Annotated in this window: 21 protein-coding genes and 1 riboswitch; of the genes, 13 read left to right on the forward strand and 8 right to left on the reverse strand. The window is 28.5% G+C overall.

Features of this window, described 5'->3' with window-relative positions:
• The first annotated feature begins 187 nt into the window (after positions 1 to 187).
• The gene (gene treC / locus ACQZHJ_RS03735; protein ID WP_430484206.1) at positions 188 to 1,855 is read left to right on the forward strand and encodes an alpha,alpha-phosphotrehalase; all 1,668 of its coding nucleotides are present in this window, start codon (positions 188 to 190) and stop codon (positions 1,853 to 1,855) included.
• 135 nt (positions 1,856 to 1,990) lie between these two features.
• Complete coding sequence (gene treR, locus ACQZHJ_RS03740) at positions 1,991 to 2,698, forward strand: trehalose operon repressor (protein WP_430484207.1); 708 nt, start codon at positions 1,991 to 1,993, stop codon at positions 2,696 to 2,698.
• A gap of 150 nt (positions 2,699 to 2,848) precedes the next feature.
• Here the strand turns inward: treR and ACQZHJ_RS03745 are convergent, their stop codons facing one another.
• Positions 2,849 to 3,331, reverse strand: a complete 483-nt coding sequence (locus tag ACQZHJ_RS03745; RefSeq protein WP_430484208.1) for an NUDIX hydrolase — start codon at positions 3,329 to 3,331, stop codon at positions 2,849 to 2,851.
• Positions 3,332 to 3,561: 230 nt separating this feature from the next.
• Here ACQZHJ_RS03745 and ACQZHJ_RS03750 point away from each other — a divergent pair, with 230 nt between their 5' ends.
• Positions 3,562 to 3,687: a hypothetical protein gene (locus ACQZHJ_RS03750; protein ID WP_430484209.1), complete on the forward strand. Its 126-nt coding sequence runs from the start codon at positions 3,562 to 3,564 to the stop codon at positions 3,685 to 3,687.
• A gap of 211 nt (positions 3,688 to 3,898) precedes the next feature.
• On the opposite strand, the gene ACQZHJ_RS03755 is transcribed toward ACQZHJ_RS03750, so the two are convergent.
• From ACQZHJ_RS03755 to ACQZHJ_RS03775, 5 genes are all read right to left on the reverse strand, one after another.
• Complete coding sequence (locus ACQZHJ_RS03755; RefSeq protein WP_430484210.1) at positions 3,899 to 4,570, reverse strand: DUF4956 domain-containing protein; 672 nt, start codon at positions 4,568 to 4,570, stop codon at positions 3,899 to 3,901.
• 72 nt (positions 4,571 to 4,642) lie between these two features.
• On the reverse strand, positions 4,643 to 5,374 hold the full coding sequence (locus ACQZHJ_RS03760) for a polyphosphate polymerase domain-containing protein (protein ID WP_430484211.1): 732 nt from the start codon (positions 5,372 to 5,374) through the stop codon (positions 4,643 to 4,645).
• 234 nt (positions 5,375 to 5,608) lie between these two features.
• Positions 5,609 to 5,893 carry a hypothetical protein gene (locus tag ACQZHJ_RS03765; protein ID WP_430484212.1) on the reverse strand — a complete coding sequence of 95 codons (285 nt, stop codon included), beginning with the start codon at positions 5,891 to 5,893 and terminating at the stop codon, positions 5,609 to 5,611.
• 20 nt (positions 5,894 to 5,913) lie between these two features.
• Complete coding sequence (locus tag ACQZHJ_RS03770; protein ID WP_430484213.1) at positions 5,914 to 6,258, reverse strand: hypothetical protein; 345 nt, start codon at positions 6,256 to 6,258, stop codon at positions 5,914 to 5,916.
• A gap of 476 nt (positions 6,259 to 6,734) precedes the next feature.
• Positions 6,735 to 8,921, reverse strand: a complete 2,187-nt coding sequence (locus ACQZHJ_RS03775) for a stage V sporulation protein D (RefSeq protein ID WP_430484214.1) — start codon at positions 8,919 to 8,921, stop codon at positions 6,735 to 6,737.
• A 197-nt stretch (positions 8,922 to 9,118) separates the two neighbouring features.
• On the opposite strand from ACQZHJ_RS03775, the gene ACQZHJ_RS03780 reads away from it, so the two are divergent.
• The 5 genes from ACQZHJ_RS03780 to ribH all read left to right on the forward strand — a co-directional run bounded on the left by ACQZHJ_RS03780 (position 9,119) and on the right by ribH (position 14,437).
• Positions 9,119 to 9,775, forward strand: a complete 657-nt coding sequence (locus ACQZHJ_RS03780; RefSeq protein ID WP_430484215.1) for a peptidoglycan recognition protein family protein — start codon at positions 9,119 to 9,121, stop codon at positions 9,773 to 9,775.
• 91 nt (positions 9,776 to 9,866) lie between these two features.
• Positions 9,867 to 9,983, forward strand: a riboswitch (FMN riboswitch).
• Positions 9,984 to 10,524: 541 nt separating this feature from the next.
• On the forward strand, positions 10,525 to 11,640 hold the full coding sequence (gene ribD, locus ACQZHJ_RS03785; RefSeq protein WP_430484216.1) for a bifunctional diaminohydroxyphosphoribosylaminopyrimidine deaminase/5-amino-6-(5-phosphoribosylamino)uracil reductase RibD: 1,116 nt from the start codon (positions 10,525 to 10,527) through the stop codon (positions 11,638 to 11,640).
• A 61-nt stretch (positions 11,641 to 11,701) separates the two neighbouring features.
• A complete protein-coding gene (locus ACQZHJ_RS03790) occupies positions 11,702 to 12,355 on the forward strand; it encodes a riboflavin synthase (RefSeq protein ID WP_430484217.1) in 654 nt (217 codons plus the stop codon).
• Between the two features lie 40 nt (positions 12,356 to 12,395).
• Positions 12,396 to 13,595 (forward strand): bifunctional 3,4-dihydroxy-2-butanone-4-phosphate synthase/GTP cyclohydrolase II, encoded by a 1,200-nt coding sequence (locus ACQZHJ_RS03795; protein WP_430484218.1) that lies wholly within the window; start codon positions 12,396 to 12,398, stop codon positions 13,593 to 13,595.
• A gap of 380 nt (positions 13,596 to 13,975) precedes the next feature.
• Positions 13,976 to 14,437: a 6,7-dimethyl-8-ribityllumazine synthase gene (gene ribH, locus ACQZHJ_RS03800; RefSeq protein ID WP_430484219.1), complete on the forward strand. Its 462-nt coding sequence runs from the start codon at positions 13,976 to 13,978 to the stop codon at positions 14,435 to 14,437.
• Between the two features lie 156 nt (positions 14,438 to 14,593).
• Here ribH and ACQZHJ_RS03805 read toward each other — a convergent pair whose 3' ends face one another.
• Both ACQZHJ_RS03805 and ACQZHJ_RS03810 read right to left on the reverse strand, forming a co-directional pair.
• Positions 14,594 to 15,001: a secondary thiamine-phosphate synthase enzyme YjbQ gene (locus ACQZHJ_RS03805; RefSeq protein WP_430484220.1), complete on the reverse strand. Its 408-nt coding sequence runs from the start codon at positions 14,999 to 15,001 to the stop codon at positions 14,594 to 14,596.
• 144 nt (positions 15,002 to 15,145) lie between these two features.
• Positions 15,146 to 15,472, reverse strand: a complete 327-nt coding sequence (locus tag ACQZHJ_RS03810; RefSeq protein WP_430484221.1) for a DUF3784 domain-containing protein — start codon at positions 15,470 to 15,472, stop codon at positions 15,146 to 15,148.
• Positions 15,473 to 15,659: 187 nt separating this feature from the next.
• On the opposite strand from ACQZHJ_RS03810, the gene ACQZHJ_RS03815 reads away from it, so the two are divergent.
• From ACQZHJ_RS03815 to ACQZHJ_RS03835, 5 genes are all read left to right on the forward strand, one after another.
• Positions 15,660 to 16,202: a sigma-70 family RNA polymerase sigma factor gene (locus ACQZHJ_RS03815; RefSeq protein ID WP_430484222.1), complete on the forward strand. Its 543-nt coding sequence runs from the start codon at positions 15,660 to 15,662 to the stop codon at positions 16,200 to 16,202.
• A gap of 12 nt (positions 16,203 to 16,214) precedes the next feature.
• Positions 16,215 to 17,342 (forward strand): DUF4179 domain-containing protein, encoded by a 1,128-nt coding sequence (locus ACQZHJ_RS03820; protein WP_430484223.1) that lies wholly within the window; start codon positions 16,215 to 16,217, stop codon positions 17,340 to 17,342.
• Between the two features lie 475 nt (positions 17,343 to 17,817).
• Positions 17,818 to 18,678 carry a 4Fe-4S binding protein gene (locus ACQZHJ_RS03825; protein ID WP_430484224.1) on the forward strand — a complete coding sequence of 287 codons (861 nt, stop codon included), beginning with the start codon at positions 17,818 to 17,820 and terminating at the stop codon, positions 18,676 to 18,678.
• A gap of 75 nt (positions 18,679 to 18,753) precedes the next feature.
• Entirely contained in the window at positions 18,754 to 19,293 is a 540-nt protein-coding gene (locus tag ACQZHJ_RS03830) for an FMN-binding protein (RefSeq protein WP_430484225.1), read from the forward strand.
• A 14-nt stretch (positions 19,294 to 19,307) separates the two neighbouring features.
• Entirely contained in the window at positions 19,308 to 20,255 is a 948-nt protein-coding gene (locus ACQZHJ_RS03835) for an FAD:protein FMN transferase (RefSeq protein ID WP_430486858.1), read from the forward strand.
• Positions 20,256 to 20,261 lie beyond the last annotated feature (6 nt).

Genomic DNA, 20,261 nt, shown 5'->3' on the forward strand with positions numbered 1-20,261 from the left:
CTCTAAATATTTTAGCTGCAATTATTGTTTTGATATTTAAGAGTTATTATTTAGTTTTAATTTTAGGATATGTTTTAAATCAACACTCACTTAAGACATAGCCTAATTTAAAAGAATATTGACAGGAAGAATAAATTAGAATATATTTAAGGTAACTTATACGTACAAGTTCTGAGAGGTGTGAATTATGAAAGATTTTAAGAAAAGTGTTGTTTATCAAATATACCCAAAATCATTTAAGGATTCTAATGGAGATGGACTTGGTGATTTAAGAGGAGTTATAGAGAAATTAGACTACCTACAAGGGCTAGGTGTTGATTATATATGGATGACACCATTTTATGTGTCTCCTCAGAAGGACAATGGATATGATATTGCTGATTACTATAATATAGATCCAAGATACGGAACTATGGAGGATTTTGAAGAGTTAGCAAGTGAGGCTAAGAAAAGAGGAATTGATATAATGCTTGATATGGTATTTAACCATACATCAACTGAGCATGAATGGTTCCAAAGAGCTTTAAAAGGGGAAGAAAAGTATAAGAATTACTATATCTTCAAAGAAGGCAAGAAGGATGAGCCGCCAACAAACTGGGTTTCTAAGTTTGGAGGAAATGCTTGGGAGTATGTTGAGGAAATGGGTGAGTATTATCTTCATTTATTTGATGTTACTCAAGCAGATTTAAACTGGGATAATCCAGAACTTAGAGAAGAAGTTTATAATGTGGTTAATTTCTGGATTGAAAAAGGTGTTAAAGGATTTAGACTAGATGTTATAAACCTTATTTCAAAACCAGAGAAGTTTGAAAATGATTATGAAGGTGATGGAAGAAGATTCTATACTGATGGACATAGAATACATGAATATTTAAAAGAACTTAATGAAAGAACTTTTGGTAAAGATGTAGAGATTATTACTGTTGGAGAGATGTCATCAACTTCACTTGAAAACTGTATAAAATATTCTAATCCAAATGAAAAAGAGCTAACAATGGTATTTAATTTCCACCATTTAAAAGTTGATTATAAGAATGGACAAAAATGGTCATTAATGGACTTTGATTTCTTAGAGCTTAAGAAGATATTTAATTATTGGCAAAGAGGAATTATAGAAGGCGGTGGATGGAATGCAGTATTCTGGTGTAACCATGATCAGCCAAGAGTTAATTCAAGATTTGGAGATGTTGAAAAGTATCATAATGAATCTTCAAAAATGCTTGCGACTTCAATACATATGATGAATGGAACTCCTTATATATATCAAGGGGAAGAGGTTGGAATGACTAATCCTTATTTTGATAACATAGATGAATATAAGGATATAGAATCAATAAACTACTTCAATATTTTAAAAGAAGAGGGAGTTAATGAAGAAGAAATAATTAAAATACTTAAAAGTAAATCAAGAGATAATTCAAGAACTCCAGTACAGTGGAATAAAGAAGAAAATGCTGGATTTACAACAGGAACTCCTTGGATAAATGTAGCTAAAAACTATAAGAAGATAAATGTTGAGAGTGCATTAGAAGATAAAAGTTCTGTTTACTATCACTATAAAAAGCTTATAGAGCTTAGAAAAAATGAAGATGTAATTGCATATGGTGATTACGTTCAACTTCTAGAAAATGATTCTAAGGTGTATGCATATGAAAGAAATTACAATGGAGAAAAATTAGTTGTGGTAAATAACTTCTATGGAGAAGAGTATAAAATAGATTTATCAAAAGAAGTTGAAGGATTAGATAGATTTAAAAAGAAAATCTTATTGTCTAACTACGAAGAAAGTACTTTGGATTTAAGCAATTTAACTTTAAGACCATATGAATCAATAATTTATAAGCTAGAGAAATAGTTTAAAATAAGGCATAGTAAAAAACTCTCTTACAAGCTTTTGTGAGGGAGTTTTTATTATTTAGGCTATGGCTAAAAAAAGCTATATGTTAAAATAGTATTAGTAATATGTAATGGTTTAGGAGAGTTTGAAAATATGTCTAGTAAGTATTTAAATATATATCATGAAATAGTTGGAAAAATAGATAGTGGGATATATGAGGTTAACAGTAAGCTGCCTTCAGAATCTCAGCTTATGTCAGAGTATGGAGTTTCTAGAGATACAGTAAGAAAGTCACTTAATCTTTTAGAGCAGAATGGATACATAGAGAAGTCTAGAGGAAAAGGGTCTTTTGTACTTGATGTAAATAAGTTTAATTTCCCTGTATCAGGAATAAAGAGTTTTAAGGAAATAGAAAAGAGCTTAGGAAGAAGTTGTGAGACTATAGTTGAAGAATTAACTCTAAAAAATCCAGATGATACCATGATGAAAAAGTTAGAGGTGTCTCCAAATGAATATGTATGGAGGATAGTAAGAACTAGAAATATAGATGGAGAAAAGATAATTTTAGATAAAGATTACGTTATTTCTGAATTTGTCCCAAGACTTACTGAAGAGATTTGTAAGAATTCTTTATATGATTATATAGAAGGTGAGCTTGGATTAAAAATAGCTTATGCAGAAAAGGAAATAACAGTTCAAAATGCTACAGAAGAAGATAAAAAGTTACTTGATTTAAGAGGATATGATATGGTAGCCGTGGTTAAGAGTTACACATATTTAGAAGGTAGAAATTTATTTCAATATACTGAATCAAGACATAGACCAGATAAGTTTAAGTTTGTAGATTTTGCAAGAAGATAATAGTTCATTATAAGGTTCTATTTTAGGTAAATATTGATTTTTAGATAGCCTTTTAGATCTAGCTTAATTTCGCAAAGTATTGCTCATTAAGATGGTCTTACAGTTCTATCTAAAAATCAATATTAGTTTAAAACAGAGCTTATTATAAAATTATAAAAATTCATTTTCTATTATGTGAGTAGTGGTGTTTTCAAGTGAGACTAGTCCTTCTTTTAAGAACAATGGATATATGTACAAGTCCTTTATTTCACTTAAATCTTTCCAAGTAAATGAATGTATTATTCCATCAGTATCTTTTAATTCAAATGATTCTCCTTTAGGTAATAATGAGGTGTCAATATCTATTAAGTAATAGAATCCTAATTCATGGAACTTAACTTTAGAGCCATCTTCTATAAAGAAATTTTCATCTACATAGAGTAAATGATTAATTTTACAATGAATACCCAATTCTTCTTTAATTTCTCTAGTAATTGCTTCTTTGGAATTTTCATTCATTTTAACTCTTCCCCCAGGAAGATAATAGTGTGAGTTTTTGCCATCTCTCATGATTAATAACTTATCATTATAAATAATGATACCTGCAACTCTATAATTAAATTTACCTTCATCTGTTTTAAATGTTATATCCATAATAAACCTCCCATAATAAATATACTCTCAAATATAATTATAGCTCTCAAAAAATTATTGATTGTAAATTTTGATATAGGTTATATTAAATGGATAAAAGGTTAAAAGATACAAGTCTATAATAAGAATTATTTATCCGTATTTGGATAGAATAATTTTTAATGATGAAAAAATCAGGATTAAGTTGTAGGTTAAAATACAATATATTTTATATTGAAGGAGGTGATATGGTGGAGCAGTTTTATGGACCATTAGGGCTAGAAGGATATGTTTCAAGATATGTAGATAAAAATGGATGTACTCTAGAAGAGGCTTGTAATGAACTTGGTTTAAACATAAATGACGTATTTAAATAGTTATTATATATAATGAAATAATATAGAGTTAGAGTAAAACTTATAAATTATTAGTTAAATACAGTAATTTTTGGAATATATTTATAAGTCTTATTATAGCTAAATGCATGTGAATTTTCAATGTTCTCTAAAATTTAAATAAGTGTTGATTTTACCTAGCTGTTTATATCTAGATAAAATCAACATTTATTAATATTTGAGGTGATTTATATTAAACTACTTCCGTATTAGGGGCTAGTACGTTTACTGTATCTACGCCATCAAGTTTCATAAGTCTATCTATTATTGGGTTCTCATCACAGTTTTTTAAAGTGATTTCATATACGATTTCAAATGAATCAGAAGTTATATTTTTAGCTTTAAGTTTGTTTGTTCCTTTAATTGAGTCTATTATATCCTGGATTAAACTTATGCTTGTATCTTGTCCTCTAATTACTAAAAGTAATGATTCCTTAGTATTTAAAACTTTACTAGTTGCTATCATAAATATAGCCATACCTATTGAGCCTAAGAATCCTATTAAGAAGTTATGTGTTGAAGATGAAATACCTATTGCCATACTCCAGAAAACAAAGCCTATATCTCTAGGATCTTTTACGCCAGTTCTAAATCTAACTATTGAAAGTGAGCCAAGCATTCCAAGAGATAATGCAAGGTTTGATTTTATAAGTTCCATAAGTAGGGTAGAGATAAAAGCTATCATTACTAAAGTAACATTAAACTTTGGATTGTAATTTAATTCATTATATGAATGCTTATAAGTTAAAAATAGTATTATTGAAAGTGATATAGCCACTAATACGCTTGCTAATAGTGAAGCATTAGATGTTAATTGTTCCGTTGTGTTTTGGTAAAGTCCTGAAAGGTTAAATAATGTGTTCATTTAAAAAATTCCTCCTAATTTTTAAGTATGATTTGCATTTTTATATGTAGACTGCATTTGCAGTCGATTATTTTAATAATGAAAACTTGTAAGAAGCTGTCTAGATGTTGCATATTTGCTAGGGGGTTTTCCTACAAAGTTACAATTTTTTAGAACATCTTGTATTTGACTAAATAGAAATCTATCATATTTTACTTCTAATATTGTTTGGTCTTTTGGCAAAGCTTCTTTAAAGTTAACTTTGTCACTGAATAAATCATAATCAAAATCTGTATAGATTAAATTGTTATCTAATGTGATTCTTGTATTAAAATCTTTATGAGTAAACGCTCTTCTACTGTACTGCACTAAAGAAACAGGACGATAGTTAGATGTAGTCATAACATCATAGGCATATTCAGCAAGAGGAGAGCTTTTGTATTTTAATAGAACTTCATAGTTCATATTCATTATTTCTATAGCATCTTCACGAGTTATGCTTATAGTTTCTTTTAGTTGTCTTCCAAAAGATTTTCTCTTCATCTCAAATTTAACTTTCTTATCTTCTAAAGAATAAATTCTAAGTCTTATTCTTTTTCGATGGGTTGTTTTATTCATTTTTTGAAAGTAATCTTCATTACTACAGCTATCAAAGTACAGGCTTCTAACACTATAACCATTATAGCCACCATATGCATCCGGAGTTAAAAGCTTATTCAAACAGTTTAAAAGGTACAACCTATCTTTAAGAGAAAGTAGAAACTTAAGCTCTTTTCTTGAAACTGATAAAGTTTTAGTTTTGGTTTGTGTTGGTGTTAATATCATATTTAAAATCCTTTCTTTTGTAATCTCACTAATAAATACAAAGTAGATTTTAAATTTAGGGACCTTTTTATAATTTATATTAAAAAAATTAGTATTTTTTTTAATTATTGATTAATGGAAACATGAAGTAGATTTGAAAAGTAGAATTTTATTAGAGAAAAAGAGAATAAGAGAATAAGAGAAAAAGTGATATATCAAAACTCAATAATAAAATTTGTTTTGATATATCACCTTTTATTTGTTCCGTATTATTTTATACCAAAGGGAATTGCTTTTAGGGAATTCTTTTTTTCTAAGATATTTTAAAGCTCTTTTCAATTCTTTAGTATCAAGATTTTTGAAAAGTCTTTTTTCAAAACCATCTTCTTTAATTTCAAATAAATCGGAATCTAATTTTCTTATTTCAACTTGTCTATCTTTTTTAAAACTTTTGAAGTTTACACTGTCGTTAATATCTATTTTCTTTAAAGTATATAAAGCAACATCTATAAAATCAGCTATACTTATCAATTTTGACATCTCCTTCCTATGTTAAGAGTCTAAACTCTTTGTACATTAGAGAGTTTGCTAACTAATTTGGTGAATTCATTTTTTCTAATTATATTAGACATATAGAAAAATATAATTTTTTCACCATCAAAAACATAAGCAACCCTACAGTCAAGATTAGTATCTAAAGGGATTTTGTATTCATAAATTGTTTTATTTAAATACTTGTATCCTTTTACAGTTTTTATCTTATGAGGGGCGTTGTTTATTAAATCTAGAGTAGAGTTATAAATTTTATTTTTTATATACTCTTCATATTTAAAGTTAAGTTCAAAGAACTTTTTTATATATTTGTTATCATCAATGCTTATAGTATATTTTTTCAATAATATCATCTCTCTTAATTAAATTATTTCTAACTTAATTATATAGCTTTAGATAAGAGTTGTTATATATTGATTACTTATGTTAATAATAGGATTTAGTTATTAATCAAATAAAAATTAATGAATGAGTAGGAGATGTTAGAGTATTTTTTATGATTTTATATAAAAAAAGAGCATCAACCGATTGATGCTCTTAAGAGAGTTGGAAAATACTCTCTTTAAAGGAAGAATGTTTAATACCTAAAATAGCAAAGGAAAAAGTTTCGATGTAGTAAAGGCTAATTTAGGAAAGCCATTTAAGTATTAAACAATTTTTAAAAAGTTAATAATGTTTACATATTATTTATAAACTTTTTCATGCGGATTGTCAAATAAATGAAATTAAATAATATAACTATTTAAAGGATATATTTTAATATTACTTCTGTTTTACTTAGTATTTATTATCTAAATAAGGAATGTATACATTTTACATTACCAAATCTTTAATATCCTAAGGTGAATTTGATAATTGAATTACCATCTACGACTTCATTTGGAGAAATACTTTGTTTAGTTATTGCTGGACCGTCACCTTCAAATTCTCCCTTTAAACCTAATTGATTTAATATTTTTTCAGCTGCTTCTTTAGAGTAATTTGTAAAGTCAGGAACTATTACATCACTATCTAAATTTGAACTATGACCAGCTATTAAGGTTATTTTTGTATCAATTCCTATTGGGTAGCATGGGGCAGGATTACTCTCAATTATATACTCTCCATCACCCTCAATTTCATATTGAATACCTAAATCTTTTAATATTTTTGTAGCATCTGCTATAGGTAATCCACGAATTTCTGGTACTATAATAGTTTCTTTTTCAGGAAGCTTTTCATCTAAGTTAAATTCTGTTAGGTCTATATAATTAAATATATTTTGTAATAGCATACCAGCTAGAGGAGCGGCAACTCTTCCACCATAGTATTCACCATTTTTAGGATTATCAACAGAGACCATTACAGAAATCTGAGGATTATCATAAGGTGCAAATCCTACAAATGAAGCAACATAGCCACCACCATATGTTCCTGTTTCTGGATTAACCTTTTGAGCAGTACCTGTTTTTCCTGCCACACCATAGCCATCTTTGTAAGCCCCTTTTGCAGAACCATTTTTAACTGCATTTTCTAAGGCTTTATTTATTTGATCAGCAGTTTCTTTGCTTATTAATCCTTCTGTTTTCTTTGGAACAAAAGTTTCATCAATAACCCTTTCATTATTTTCATTTATATAACTTATTTCTTTAACAACATGGGGTTGAATTAATGTTCCACCGTTTGCTACCGCATTAACAGCAGTCATAAATTGGATTGGGTTAACTGTGTTAGTTTGTCCAAATGAAATAGTAGCAAGGTCCATATCAGTTATGTTTTCAGTTTTCTTAACGATACCAGGAGATTCGCCCGGTAAATCAACTCCTGATTTTCTTCCAAGACCAAATTTTTTAATGTATTCATTAAGTTTTTCAGCACCAAGTCTTTCACCTAGATTCATAAATCCAACGTTACAAGAGTTTTGGATTATTTCTTCAAAAGTTTGAGTACCATGTCCACCCTTTTTCCAACATTTAATATATCTATCGCCTTTTTGAAGACCACCACTACAAGAATAAGTCTCATCCTTGCCGGCTAATCCTTCTTCTACAGCTGCTGATGCTGTTATTATCTTGAATATAGAACCTGGCTCAAAGGAGTCAGAAACAGCTCTGTTTCTCCACATTTTCTGAATTCTATCTGATGATGTAGCACCAGAAAAGTTCTCAGCACCATCATAAGGTTTATTAGGGTTAAAGTCTGGCTTATTAGCCATTGCTAAGATTTCTCCATTATTAGGATTCATTATTATAACAGAGGTAGCATCAGCATTATGGTGAACCATACCTATTTCAGCAATTTGTTCAGCAAAATACTGTAGCTTTTCATCAATAGTTAAAACTACATCTTTTCCATCTACTGGAGCTGTAAATCTAGATATTGTATAAGGATATTCAGCGCCATCCTTAACCATTTCAGTTATTTTTAATCCAGGCTTACCTGCTAAAACCTTGTCATATTTTAACTCGACACCATTTAAGCCAACACCATCTGAATTAGTTGTTCCTAATACATGAGATAAGAAGTTGTCATTAGTGTAGTATCTTTGAGTATCAGGAGAAACCATTACTCCTGGGATTTCTAATTCTTTAACTTTATCAGCCTTATCTTTTTCTATTCTTCTAACGAGTATAGCAGAACCTGCATTAGCTCCAGAGGGAAGTTTAAATTCTAATTTTTTAAGAACTTTATCTTTATCCATTTCTAAAGCTTTACTAATTTCTAAAGCTAATTGATCATTAGTTGTGCCTGTCTTTTTGTTATAAGACCTTATAGCATTTAAGTTAAAGTCAACTCTATAAACATTTGAACTAACTGCTAGTTCATTTAAATCTCTATCAAGTATTTTCCCTCTTCTTGCAGAAATTTTAACTTCATTAGTCCATTGTTCAACAGCTAGTGATGCATATTCAGGGCCTTTTATTATCATTACATAAGATAGTCTAAGGCTTAGAACAAAGAACATAATTAAAATAAAGGCTAAAATAAAAGAGAGACGTTTTCGTATTACAGCCATATCTCTGTATAACCTATTCAATATTTATACCTCCTTCAAAAATCTATATCTATACATAATATTAGTGAAAGAGTGATTTAATTATTAATTTTTAAAATTTTATGTCTACAATAATTTGTAAATATTTTTAATATAGGTGGAGATTGAATTTATTTTTGTTTATTATTTACATATGAGAGTTTATTTTTTATAGAAAGTAATTTGAGGAGAGAATATATATGGTCAAGGTGAAAAATAAGAAAGCTAGAAGGAGACGAAAAAGAGTAAGAAGAGTTATGACACTTGCTTTAATTGGTTTTATTATAGTTACTACTTGTTATGCATTATTTTCTTTTTTAAATAAAGAGGATAGTTATAGAGGATTTTATAATAAGAGCTTTTCTAAAAGAGAAGTAAATATTATGAAAGATGAACTAAATATACAAGAGGTTGATTATGAGTGGGGAGCTGGACTTAAGAATGGTAATAATCCAAAAAGATTAATAATTCATCATTCGGCTACAAATGCACCAGAGACTCCAGAAGCTATTCATAAGTTTCACTTAGAAAATGGATGGAGTGGAATAGGATATCATTTTTATATAAGAGAGGATGGAACTATTTATAGAGGAAGAGATGAAAATGTTATTGGTGCTCATGCAAGTAATGGAAACTATAATACTTTAGGAATATGCATTGAAGGAAATTTTGAGGAAAAAGGATTAAATGAAGCACAGAGAAATTCTCTTATAAAACTAGGAACTTATTTAAGTTTAAAGTATCCAATAAGAGATATAATTCCGCATAGAAGTGTTACAGATACTCTTTGTCCAGGGACGCTTTTTCCTATAGATGATATAAAGAGTAGCATTATTGAGGAAATAAAGAATATTTAGATTAAATAACTAATAATCAATTAAATACTCTTTGAAAGTAAGATTGACAGCTCAAATATTAAATGGTAATTTATAGATGTAAAAATTAATATAAGTTCTTCAGGGCAGGGTGTAATTCCCTACCGGCGGTAAAGCCCGCGAGCTAGTTTTAGCATGATTCGGTGAAACTCCGAGGCCGACAGTAAAGTCTGGATGAAAGAAGAATATCTAATAGCTTATTTATTTAATTGCATTTTTATGTTTTTAAATATATTAATTACGGTAGAATTTTATGCTCTGAACTTTTATGTTCAGAGTTTTTTTATTACTACTATGATATGTTTTAAATTAGTATTGATTCTTAGATAACTTTTATGAAAATCTTAATTTAGTAAAGAGTTTTTATTATATATTTCAAAATAATTAACCTCTAAACTAATAATTAGGATATTTAAATAAATCTATCTAAAATTTATTTTTAGTTTAAAAGATATTTATTACTAAAATTAGTATTAGTAATTTTTAAGAAATTTTATTTGGTTAAGTATAATAAGTTTTTAAAGCCCTGAGTTTGATATACTCGGGGCTTATTTTATTAGATTATTCTTTCAAACTCTAATTAATAAATAGCTCAAATCTATGATATGTACTGGTTTAAAATAGAACCTAAATCTAAAATAAGATTTTATTTTAGTAAGTCATGTATGTATAGCAAAAAAGAAACATTGATTTAAAAATGCTAAGAATAAGATTTTGAAGGAGGAATTAAATTGGATGAATTGTATATGAGAAGAGCTTTAGAACTTGCAATGAATGGACAGGGATATACTAATCCTAACCCTTTAGTGGGAGCAGTAATTGTCAAAGATGAAAAGATAATTGGAGAGGGTTATCATGAAATGTTTGGACAAGCACATGCAGAAGTTAATGCAGTCAATAGTTCTAAGGAAGATTTAGAAGGAGCAACCATATATGTAACATTAGAACCTTGTTGTCATTATGGGAAGACTCCACCCTGTGTAGAACTTATAAAGAAAAGGAAATTTAAGAAAGTTGTTGTTGGAGCTTTAGATCCTAATCAGCTAGTGGCTGGCAAAGGAATAAAGATTTTAGAAGATGCAGGGATAGAGGTAAAGGTTGGGGTTCTTAAAGAAGAGTGTGAAAAGTTAAATGAGATATTTAATTATTATATAGAAAATAAAAGACCTTTTGTGGGAATGAAATGGGCCATGACTTTAGATGGAAAAATAGCCACTAGAGATTTTAAATCAAAATGGATTACAAATGAAAAGTCTAGAGAGTTTGTTCATGAACTTAGAAAGAAATATAGTTCAATAATGGTTGGAATAAATACTATTTTAAAAGATAATCCAGATTTGAGGTGTAGAAAAAAGAATGAGTTGGATAATCAACTTAAAGAGCATAGAAAAAGAAATCACTTTAGAGTTGTAATAGACAGTAAGCTTAGGATACCACTAAATGCTAAGGTTTTAGAAAATCAAGAAGAATCAAAAACATTGATTTTTACTACTGATAGAAAAGATGAAGATAAAGAACTTGCACTTAGGGAAAGAGGAATTGAGGTTATAGAAATTTTATCGAATAATAGCAGAGTTGATATTTCTAAAGTCTTAGAAGTTTTAGGAGAAAAGAATATAGATTCAGTTTTAGTTGAAGGAGGGGGAACGTTGAATTTTTCTTTTTTAGAAAGTGAAGAAGTAAATAAGGTTTATGCATTTATAGCTCCAAAAATATTTGGTGGAGAAAGCGCTTTAAGTCCAATTGAAGGAATTGGAATAAGAGAAGTTATTGAAAGTTTTAAGCTTAAAAATATAGAAGTTAAAAATTTTGATAATGATGTTTTAGTAGAAGGTGTTTTAAAATAGTTTCTGTTTTAAAATAAAAAAATTGAGTTGTATGAATTTGGTGAATGGAGGTAAGGAATAAGTGTTTACTGGAATTATTGAAGAGGTTGGAGAAGTATTAAGTATAGAGGGTGGAGGGAAATCAGCCTTGCTAAAAATAAAATGTTCCAAGGTTTTAGAAGATACAAAGATTGGAGATAGCATTTCAACTAATGGGGTATGTCTTACAGTAACTTCAAAGGGAAAAGAATTTTTTACTGCATATGTAATGGCTGAGACTTTAAGAAAAAGCAATCTTGGAGTTTTAAGTAAAGGAAGTAAGGTTAATTTAGAGAGAGCTATGGGAATTAAAGATAGATTTAATGGTCATATAGTAAGTGGTCATATAGATTCTGTAGGAGAAATAACTTCTTTTAAAAATGAGGCGGAAGCTATATGGGTTGAGGTTAAAATTCCTAGTGTATTAAGCAAATATATAGTTTATAAAGGTTCTATAGCTATAGATGGAATAAGCTTAACGGTTGCAGAGGTTAATGAAGATAAGTTTAAAGTTTCACTAATACCTCATAGTCAAGAAGAGACGACCTTAATTAAAAATAAGGTTGGAGATAAGGTAAATATAGAATGTGATCAAATAGGAAAGTATGTTGAAAAGTTACTTGGTTTTAAGGGTGAAGATAATAAAAAAAACTCTTCTTTAACAGAGAACTTTCTTAAAAATAATGGATTTATGTAATTTGAAAGGTGGTGTAGGGGGCTGCTTAGCTCCTTAAGATATGAAAAAGTTTGATTTAATTGAAGATGCAATAGAAGATATAAAGAATGGAAAAATAGTAATAGTCATTGATGATGAAGGGAGAGAAAATGAAGGTGATTTAGTTATGGCTGGAGAGCTTGTAACTGGAGATGGTATAAACTTTATGGCTACTTACGGAAAAGGGTTAATATGTGCACCGGTAAGTGGGGAGATAGCCAACAAACTAAATTTAAATCCTATGGTTAAACATAACACAGATAATCATGAGACAGCATTTACAGTTTCAATAGACCATAAGGATACAACTACTGGAATATCAGCTTTTGAGAGGGCAGATACAATTTCAAAATTAGTAGATATAAGTAGTAAAGCAGATGATTTTAGAAGACCAGGACATGTATTCCCTTTAATAGCCAAGAAGGGTGGAGTTTTAAAAAGAGCAGGTCATACTGAAGATGCTGTAGATTTAGCTAAATTAGCAGGATTAAAAGAGGTTGGAGTTATTTGTGAAATCATGAAGGAAGATGGAACTATGGCTAGAACTGAAGAACTTTTAGATTTTGCTAGGGAACATGAAATGAAAATTATAACTATAGAAGATTTAATTGCTTATAGAACAGAAAGAGATAACTATGTAGAGAAGATAGTTGAAACAAAAATGCCAACCAAGCATGGGGAGTTTAAGGCTATTGGATTTATAGATAAAACAACTGGGGAGCATCATGTAGCTTTAGTAAAAGGAGAAATAGATTCAGATAGACCTGTTTTATTAAGAGTTCATTCAGAATGTTTAACTGGAGATGTTTTTGGATCCAGAAGATGTGATTGTGGAGAACAATTTGATAGAGCTATGGAAAAAATAAATGAAGAAGGAAATGGAATACTTCTTTATATGAGACAAGAAGGGAGAGGAATTGGACTTATAAATAAGCTACGAGCTTATAAGCTTCAAGATGAAGGACTAGATACAGTTGAAGCAAACTTGGCTTTAGGCTTTCCAGAAGATCTTAGAGATTATGGAGCAGGAGCACAAATATTAAAGGAGCTTGGAGTAAGAGAAATAAGACTTATGACTAATAACCCTAAAAAAATAACAGGATTAGAGGGGTATGGACTTAAAATTGTTGAGAGAGTTCCAATAGAAATAAAGTTCAATGAGAAAAATAGATTCTATTTAGAAACCAAAAAAGAAAAAATGGACCATCTAATAATGCAGTAGATTTATAACTTTCAAAGTAAAATTATTTTTTAGATATAATTCCAAGAATTATATCTAAAAAATAATAAGAACTTTGAATTTTTCTAAATAGATGCATTATTAAGCAGATATTTTAAGTGGATAATAAAACTCTAAATAGTTCATTAAGATAGTCTTACAGTTCTATCTAAAATAAACATTAGTTTAAAATATTGCTAAAACAAACAATATAGTAATCATTTAGAGAGTTAGTAAGAGTTAAATTAAATACTGACTAATCAGTAAAATATTCTTTACATTATATAAAAAATTTGAATGTTAATAACGACGTTGTCAGTAAGGGTACTGAGATTAAAAAGAAATATTTTATAAGTGAAAATAGATTTAAAGGAGAGATTAAGATGAAGGTTTTAGAAGGAAATTTAATTGGACAAGGTAAGAAATTTGCTATAGTTGCAGGAAGATTTAATGAGTTTATTGTTTCTAAGCTTATAGGAGGAGCAGTTGATGCTTTTAAGAGACATGGGGTAGAGGATGAGGATATTGAACTTGCTTGGGTTCCTGGTGCTTTTGAAATACCTTTAGTGGCTAAGAAGTTAGCTAAGTCAGGAAAATATGATGGAGTTGTTTGTTTGGGGACAGTAATAAGAGGAGCTACTAGCCATTATGATTATGTATGTGGAGAGGTTTCAAAGGGAGTAGCACATGTAGGGTTAGAGACAGAAGTTCCAGTGATTTTTGGAGTTGTTACAACTGAAAATATTGAACAAGCTATAGAAAGAGCTGGTACTAAAGCTGGAAATAAGGGATTTGATGCAGCAGTAGCAGCTATTGAAATGGCTAATCTTATAGAAAAGATATAGTTTAATTATTTGATATATCTAGCAATTAACACTAGTTTAGAAATATCATAATTATTAAGTGAGGTAATAGTAATGGGGTGTATCAAAATAGCTTTTAATACACTCACATTACATTTATAAATATTATTTTAGATATTAAAATGGTTAATTGATAATTTAGCCTTCAAGTATTTTTACATAAAAGGTTCTGTTTCTAGGACCATCAAAATCACAGAAATAAACATCTTGCCATTGTCCTAAAACAAGTCTTCCTCTATGAAGTATTAATTGCTGAGATACTCCAACAGTTGAACTTTTTAAGTGTGAATGAGAGTTTCCTTCAAAATGTCTATATTTTGAATCGTTAGTTGGATAAACTTTTTCAAATCCATAAATCAAATCTTTAACAACATCTGGGTCAGCATTTTCGTTTATTGTAATACCAGCAGTTGTGTGTGGACAATAGACAACAATAATCCCATTTTCTATTCCACTAGCCTTTATGTCTTCTCTTATATATGATGTTATCTTACTCATACTTTGAGGAGTATGAGTTGATAATGTATGTTTAAAAAAATTATTCATAAAAACACCCCTTTAATGTTAGGTAAAAAACACCTATATATAATTATTATACAATATATAAGTTCAAGTATTTATTAATTAAATATAATATTTAAAATAAGAGTTATTTTTATTTAAAACACAGGTGATTTTAAGTTGCTTTAATTATTTTTTACTACATTTCTTATAAAAATGAAAAATAGATAGTGCAAGTCCAATAAAGATTATGCATATTTGAAGGATATTGATTAGGGTATAGAAATTGTCATTTACAAATAATCCAATAATGCCTAATAGTATTACACCTAATCCAGATAGTAAAAAGTCTGTTCCAAGAAGTTTTGAAACTTTATTTTTATCATGCTTATTTTCATCAAATCCATTTATCATATCTCCAGCATTAAAATATTTAATTATTCCTCCTAAGAATGTTAAAAATCCTCCAGCTAAAAAAGCAAGTAATAATACACTAATTAAGCTACTTTCTTTCATAATACAACTCCTTCTTGTGGTTAATTGGTAGTTATTACTTATTATATTCCTATATTTAATAAGTAATATAGACATGAAAATTAAACAAAGAAAAAACTTTTTGAAAAATGATAGGTTTAAGTATTTCAATACGTATATAAATAGTGTACTAGTACTTAGAGGGAGTTTATTTGGGAGGAAGTAATATATGGATGATAGCTTGATTATAAAATACATTAAGAAGAGAAAAGAAGATGGATTAGATATGGTAATAGATAAGTACTTACCAATTATAAAGGGAGTAATAAGGAAGTACCTATTCAATATTATGGAGTATGAAGAGGAATGTTTAAATGATATACTTCTTTCAATTTGGAATAACATAAACAGTTTTGATGAAAGTAAAAATAGTTTTAAAAATTGGGTTATTTCAGTTTCTAAATATAGAGCCATAGATTATAAAAGAAAATATTTAAAGGAAACTGAAAATTTAGAAATAGATTTGAATTTGATTGAAGACAAGAATAATGTAGAGAGCAATATACTTAAAAATGAACTTAAGGAAGATGTTTATGAACTTCTAAAAAATCTTAAGCATAAGGATAGAGAGATTTTTATTAAATATTATATTGAAGAATTAGAGTTGCAGAGTATATCAAAAACAATGAATATAAAAGAATCTATTCTTTATAACAGACTTTCGAGAGGAAGAAAAAAGCTTAGGAGTTTAATGCATCTATATGAGTTTTAGGGGGAATAAAAGGTGAAAAAAGATAAATTCAACATATTAAATGGTTTAGATAATAGTAAAGATAAAATAGAAGAAGTTAAAGTTAGTGAAGAAGAAAAAGAAGTTTTAAAGAATAGGATGAGAGGATTAATAAAAGAGGGAAAAGGCAAAAAGAGTAACAATAAAAAGTTTAGAAAAAGAATAATAGCAGCTTCGGTTTCAGCTATTCTTATAGGTGGAGTAGTTATAAATAGTGAAAGTGTAATAGCTAGTATAAATAACATGGGAAAGAAGTTAGAAAGTTATTTTGGAAAAGAAGAGGACTCATTAAAACCATATAAGGAAGAGGTTTTAAAAGTTATAGAAGATAAGGGAATAAAATTCTCTTTAAATGAACTTATCTTAAATGATGAAGAATTAGTAATTAGTATGACGGTTGATTATGGTGATTTTGATTTTTCAAGCGTTGATATAAAAGAAAAGAATGTAGATAATGTAGATGTTTATCCTCATACAGGTGTTAGTATAACTTTAGATGGAAAAGAAGTTGAGGTAAATGGAGTAGGTGGGTCATACGATTACGATGAGGATAATAGGGTGACTAATATTATAATGTATTTTGATATGAAAGGTGCTAATTTAGAAAAAGATTATAATCTTAAAATTTATCTAGAAACAATTGGAATGAAAGGAGGTTTTAAGTCTGAAAAAAGAGTAGATGGAAATTGGACTTTAGATACTGATTTTAGTGGTAAGAAACTAAAAGATGAAGTTGAAGTTATTGATTTAAATGAAGTTATGGATTTAGATGAATATCTTTATCAGGATTACATCATAACAGAAGCCAGAAAAACACCTGCATCAGTAGTTATAAAGTACGAAGAAGAAAATCCACATAGAATTAGAAAAGAAGGAGAGAAATTTAATCATCTTGACTTAATATTCTTTGATGAAGATGGAGAAAAATTAGACTTTATTAGTAAAGGTGGAGGTTCAGATAGTGGATTTGCTTATGAATATAAAGGTGATAAGGAGATTACAAAAGTAAAAGTAGTTCCTGTAGTTTTTGAAGAAAGAAATGCACTTTTAAGATTTTTAGGATTCCCAATGAAAGAAAGGGTTCTAGAAGAAAAGTCTTTTGAGATTAACTTGAGTAAATAATAGGTATAGCTATATCAATTTTGGTATAGCTATTTTTTATACAGTGATTAAGATAAGTATATTTGGAGAAAATAACATATGAAGAACTTATATTGGAGGGATTTATATGTTTAATTTTATTTTTGAAAAAGAAAATAAGGATGTTAAGGAAATGAATTTATTAGAGGAGAGAAATTTTATAATGATGTTTCTAACATATATGTATATGTAAAAGGTAAACTGCTAACTGCTTATAAAAAAATAGTAGGTTTTTAGTTTCGTAAAAATAAATAGTTGTATTTTTATCTCATCTTTTTAGGTGAGTATTTTTTTGCCACAAATTTGACGCAATTATGCCACTAGTTTTCGGAGAAGTTAATTTAGAAAATTATTAGAATATGATTATAGAGTTTGAAAGTTAGTTCTACTTTAATTGAACTTTTGATTTAAAGTATTTAAAGAGAATTTAAAAATATATTTTAGGAGGGAATTAAGGGTGAAGAAAATAAAAGTTAAGCATATGAGACTAGGAATTCAAATAACTTTTTTATTTATAGTCATAATAGCTGCAAGTAGTAGTTATTTACAAAGCAACGGAATTGTTTTTCCATGGGTTTCTGAATCAACATTTCATTATATAGGTCCAATTTGTGGAGTAACTAGTATATATCAATTTTTGACATCATCAACATTATGGGTTGTAAAAATTAAAAGTGTCTTAGGAATTGTTATAGGACTTTCATTAATGTTAAGTGTTTTATTTGGGCCAGTAATATGTGGCTTTATATGTCCTTTTGGAACATTACAGGATCTTGGAGCTAAGATAGGGAGAAAGATATTTAAGGATAAGTATAATACTTTTATTCCTAAAAGATTAAATAATAAACTGAAGTATTTACGATATGTAACATTTATTCTTACGATTATTTTAACAGCAACTTCATCTATAGCTTTATTGGAAATGATAAATCCATATCATGGATTTTTAGGTATATTTAATAGAAGAATAAGTATGGTTGCTCTAGCTATGTTTACATTGATTATGAGTTTATCTCTGTTTATCCATAGACCATGGTGCAGATATCTATGTCCATATGGGGCTTACTTAGGATTATTTAATAAAATTAAGGTTTTTAGAATATTAAGAAAAAAATCAACTTGTGTTGGCTGTAAAAAGTGTTCAAAAAATTGTCCTGTTGGAATAGATGTTCATGATAAGGAAGAAGTTAGAGATTTAAATTGTATATCTTGTTTAGAATGTGTAAATAGAGGTGTTTGTCCAAAGAAAGATACACTTTTAATAACATCTAAGGATGAGGTTGAACAAAAGATATCTGAAGATATAAAAGAAAAATAAGATGTTAATTTTAGATATTTAGGGACAAGCTTAATTAAAAATCAAAATGAAAAATGTTAAAGGAGAGATTTATATATGAAAAATAATAGAAATAAGATAATAGCAGCATTGTGTTGTGGAGTAGTTATTGGCTCTGTAGGAACTGGACTATCAGGAGTATTCCAAGGGGGCGTAGGTACTTTAGGTTTAGAGGGAAAACCAGGTAGTAGACATAATGATGATACTAATTTCAAAAATAAGCAAGGATTTTTAGAATTTGATGATGATAGAGATGAGAAAAGAAAAGGTCATCATGAAGGTGAGGCTTCTTTAGATAGTACTCAATCTGTCGATGTTTCAAGTGGAAGTTATAAAGATGGGACATATGAAGGAACAGCATCGGGATATTCATCAGGACTTAAAGTTTCAGTTTCTATAGATGGCGGGAAAATAGCTAGCGTAGATATTGTTAGTCACAACGAAACACCAGGTTTTTATGAGAAAGCATTTGAAAAAGTACCAGCAGAAATTGTACAAAAACAGAGTACAAATGTTGATACAGCGTCAGGAGCAACATATAGTAGTGTTGGAATAATAAATGCTGTTAATAGTGCGTTAAGCAGTGCAAAAGCATAGGAGGAGAAGTGGATATGCAGAGGGAAGACTTTATTTTTAATACTGAGGTTTATCAATATATAGATTTAGAGAATAAAGAAGGAGAAAATATTCTAGAGGAATCTACTGATATAATGAGAGAATTGGAAGAAAAATTGAGCTTTTACAAAGATGGGAGCGAAGTCAGTTTGATTAATAAAAATGCTGGAATAAGATTTGTTTCTGTATCAGAAGAAACTTTTGAAATAGTAGAGAGAGCAAAGTATTACTCAAAAATAACAGGAGGAGCTTTTGATATAACAATAGCTCCTTTAGTTGAGACTTGGAAAATTAATAGTAAGAACCCAAGGATTCCATCTAAAGATGAAATAGGCTCTTCATTAGAGTTGATAAATTATGAAGATATTATTTTAAATTATGAGGAAAAATCTATTATGCTCTCAAAAGAGGGACAAAAAATAGATTTAGGTGGAATTGCAAAGGGATATATAGCAGACATAATAATAGAGTTTTATAAAAATAATAATGTAGAGTCAGCATTTATAAATATAGGTGGTAATGTAAAGACTTTAGGGAAAAAGGATTTAGAAATTTCATGGAAAGTTGGTATATTAGAACCTATTAAACATAGCAAAGAAAGTGTGTGTGCCATAAAATCTTTTAATGAATCTATTGTAACTTCTGGAGAATGTGAAAGAGGATTTTATTATAATGATGAATATTATCATCATATATTAAATCCTAGAACTGGAATGCCAGCTAAAAGTGATTTGAAAAGTATAACATTAATATGTGATGATTCAATAGAAGCTGATGCTTTAGCAACACCACTTTTTATTATGGGAAAAGATAATGCGTCGAATTTTATGATAGCTAATAGAATAAACGGAATAATGATTACAAATGATAACAAAATAATTGTAACAAAAAATGTATTAAAAGATTTTATTCTTATTAAGGATTATGAAGTTTTAACATTTTAAGTGTAA

The sequence above is a fragment of the Clostridium sp. B9 genome (genome assembly GCF_050509515.1).
Lineage (GTDB): Bacteria > Bacillota > Clostridia > Clostridiales > Clostridiaceae > Sarcina.

Coding starts and splice junctions, on each gene's coding strand:
- treC (WP_430484206.1), top strand. CDS start 188: ATGAAAGATTTTAAGAAAAGTGTTGTTTATCAAATATACCCAAAATCA.
- treR (WP_430484207.1), top strand. CDS start 1,991: ATGTCTAGTAAGTATTTAAATATATATCATGAAATAGTTGGAAAAATA.
- ACQZHJ_RS03745 (WP_430484208.1), bottom strand. CDS start 3,331: ATGGATATAACATTTAAAACAGATGAAGGTAAATTTAATTATAGAGTT.
- ACQZHJ_RS03755 (WP_430484210.1), bottom strand. CDS start 4,570: ATGAACACATTATTTAACCTTTCAGGACTTTACCAAAACACAACGGAA.
- ACQZHJ_RS03760 (WP_430484211.1), bottom strand. CDS start 5,374: ATGATATTAACACCAACACAAACCAAAACTAAAACTTTATCAGTTTCA.
- ACQZHJ_RS03765 (WP_430484212.1), bottom strand. CDS start 5,893: ATGTCAAAATTGATAAGTATAGCTGATTTTATAGATGTTGCTTTATAT.
- ACQZHJ_RS03770 (WP_430484213.1), bottom strand. CDS start 6,258: ATGATATTATTGAAAAAATATACTATAAGCATTGATGATAACAAATAT.
- ACQZHJ_RS03780 (WP_430484215.1), top strand. CDS start 9,119: ATGGTCAAGGTGAAAAATAAGAAAGCTAGAAGGAGACGAAAAAGAGTA.
- ACQZHJ_RS03795 (WP_430484218.1), top strand. CDS start 12,396: ATGAAAAAGTTTGATTTAATTGAAGATGCAATAGAAGATATAAAGAAT.
- ribH (WP_430484219.1), top strand. CDS start 13,976: ATGAAGGTTTTAGAAGGAAATTTAATTGGACAAGGTAAGAAATTTGCT.
- ACQZHJ_RS03805 (WP_430484220.1), bottom strand. CDS start 15,001: ATGAATAATTTTTTTAAACATACATTATCAACTCATACTCCTCAAAGT.
- ACQZHJ_RS03810 (WP_430484221.1), bottom strand. CDS start 15,472: ATGAAAGAAAGTAGCTTAATTAGTGTATTATTACTTGCTTTTTTAGCT.
- ACQZHJ_RS03815 (WP_430484222.1), top strand. CDS start 15,660: ATGGATGATAGCTTGATTATAAAATACATTAAGAAGAGAAAAGAAGAT.
- ACQZHJ_RS03830 (WP_430484225.1), top strand. CDS start 18,754: ATGAAAAATAATAGAAATAAGATAATAGCAGCATTGTGTTGTGGAGTA.
- ACQZHJ_RS03835 (WP_430486858.1), top strand. CDS start 19,308: ATGCAGAGGGAAGACTTTATTTTTAATACTGAGGTTTATCAATATATA.